Genomic DNA, 2,165 nt, shown 5'->3' on the forward strand with positions numbered 1-2,165 from the left:
TTGGTGACGACAGCCTCGTCGGTGTGCCCTTGTCCCACTTGCGTGGGTGAGTTCGGGCCGCTGCGCATGGCGATGCGGGCACCCGCGTACAGCAGGGCGACGACGAGCAGCAGCGCTTGGTATCCGGTGAGGAGCGCGAGGTACTCGAGGGTGCCGCCGACGAGCGCGCCGATGAGGTTCGCTCCGAAGGCGGCGGTGGGGTCGGCGGCGAGCGCCAGGCGGTCGGAGAAGATGAGGTTGGCGCAGAAGATCGGGGCGAAGGCCAGGACGATCGCCGCGGCGAGCCGTGCGGCGAAGGGCAGTGCGAGCACAAGGTGCGCCGGCACGAGCCAGGCGACGGCGAGCGTGGCGAACAGCAGCAGTTGCAGGGCGCCCTGGTTGACCCGCCGCATGCGGCGCCGGACCTCGACGCCCGCCAGGACGGCGATCAGGACGCCGATGAAGACAAGGGCGTTCACCAGCCATGTGGTGCCGAAGTAGAGCGCGAAGCCGATCACGTTCTTCGTTTCGAGCAGCAGGAACGCCGCTCCCATCAGGAACATGTCGGTGTAGCGGAACGTCCGCCGGATGCGCACGCCGGTGAGCCGTACCGACAGGAGCGTCACCAGCAGGATCGCCCCCAGGGTGCCCAAGTAGAGAGTCGGGATGGTCCGGTGCAGCAGGTACGGGAACGGGCGGTCGTCGCTGGCGGGCGCGGGCACGGGGCCGCTCGCCCGCCAGGTCTGGACGCAGGACTGGTCCGCGGCCGTACGGCCGGCCACGAGCACGGCCGCCGTCTTCCCGAACTTCGTCATGCAGGGCGCGTGCCCGTACAGGGTGTCGAGGCCGCCGCCGAACCGGTCGATGAGCCAGCTCTGCCGGTAGTAGTTGTACATGGCGAAGGCGCCGTGCGGGGCGAGATGGCTCCGCGCTGCCTCGAACGCCTGCTGCGTGAACAGGTAGCTCTCCAGCCGCAGGTTGCTCGCGCCGGAGACCAGCGTCAGCGAGTCGGGCAGGGCCAGGATGACGAGGTCGTACCGGGCACTGCTCTGCTCGAGGAACGCCCGCCCGTCGTTGATGTGCACATGCACTCTCGGATCGGCGTAAGGCTTCGCCGGGTGCAGCTGCGCGCCGATCTGCTGCAGACGGGGGTCGATCTCGACCGCGTCCACCCGCTGTGCGCCGTGGGCCAGTGCGACCGCGACGTCGTTGCCGTTGCCCGCGCCGATGACGAGCACCCGCTTGTGTGGATTCTTCGGCGTCTCGTCGTACGGCTGCTCGTACGGCGAAGCCGGCCGCATCAGTGTCGCCAGGGGCGCGATGCCCTGGTGGGGGACACCGTTGGCGATGATCTGGTACGTGTGCTGGGTGGCCGACCTCTCGATGACCTCGATCTTGTAGTACGGCGACCACGAGATGCCCGGTGTCAGCGATTCGCGCGCCAGCGCCACCACGATCGCCGCCAGCGGGACCGCGTACCGGAAGCTGTTCCGCCGTCCACCAAGGACGAGCATCGCCACCGCCACAATGGCGCCCCACGCCACCGACGGAGCCCGCAGCAGCGAGAGGACCGCGAAGAACACCGAACCGCACAGGCTGCCCAGGAGGTCGAAGCGGTAGGCATCGAGCGACGGCAGCCGCCGGAAAAGATCCGCGGTGATCTTCCCGATCGACGTCATGCTGAGCGCGGTCAGCAGGAAGAGGCAGGGCAGCGTCACCCATTCCGGGAGCCCACTGGGATCCTTCACGGCGGTGAAGTAGATGATCTGCCCACTGGTCTGCCGCACCTGGACCGGGAATACCCGCACGAGGACGACGAGAACAGCCAGCGGGACCGGTGCCCAACGCTTCACCCATCGGCCACGCCCAGCCGGGATCAGGAATCCCAGCCCGATACCGAGGAACGAACCCAACAGGATGAAGTTCGAGAAATAGCTCAGATGGATGACATTGGCGCCCGTCCACCGGATCAGCGCCAGCTCGACGAACAGCATCGTCGCGCTGGCCAAAAGTAGCCGCCCGCGCACCGACCCCTCGGGCTGCCCGGCGCCGCCCATCATCTGCCCCGAGACACAGCTCGCTGCTCCATGCCCGCACACCCTGCCATCTCACGCACAGCGAGTCGAGGTTCCTGCGCCACCGGCGTGGCTGGAATTCCGCCCTGCACGCCTCCAGGACCACCTCGG

The 2,165-nt window shown here is 68.3% G+C and carries 1 protein-coding gene; it reads right to left on the minus strand.

All coding sequences use genetic code 11. From position 1 onward, the window contains the following. Nucleotides 1-1,988, minus strand: a 1,988-nt coding sequence (locus FCI23_RS55340) for a spermine/spermidine synthase domain-containing protein (RefSeq protein ID WP_246144945.1), incomplete at its 3' end; no start/stop codon positions are given. Nucleotides 1,989-2,165 lie beyond the last annotated feature (177 nt).

The organism is Actinacidiphila oryziradicis, from assembly GCF_005047355.1.
GTDB lineage: Bacteria > Actinomycetota > Actinomycetes > Streptomycetales > Streptomycetaceae > Actinacidiphila > Actinacidiphila oryziradicis.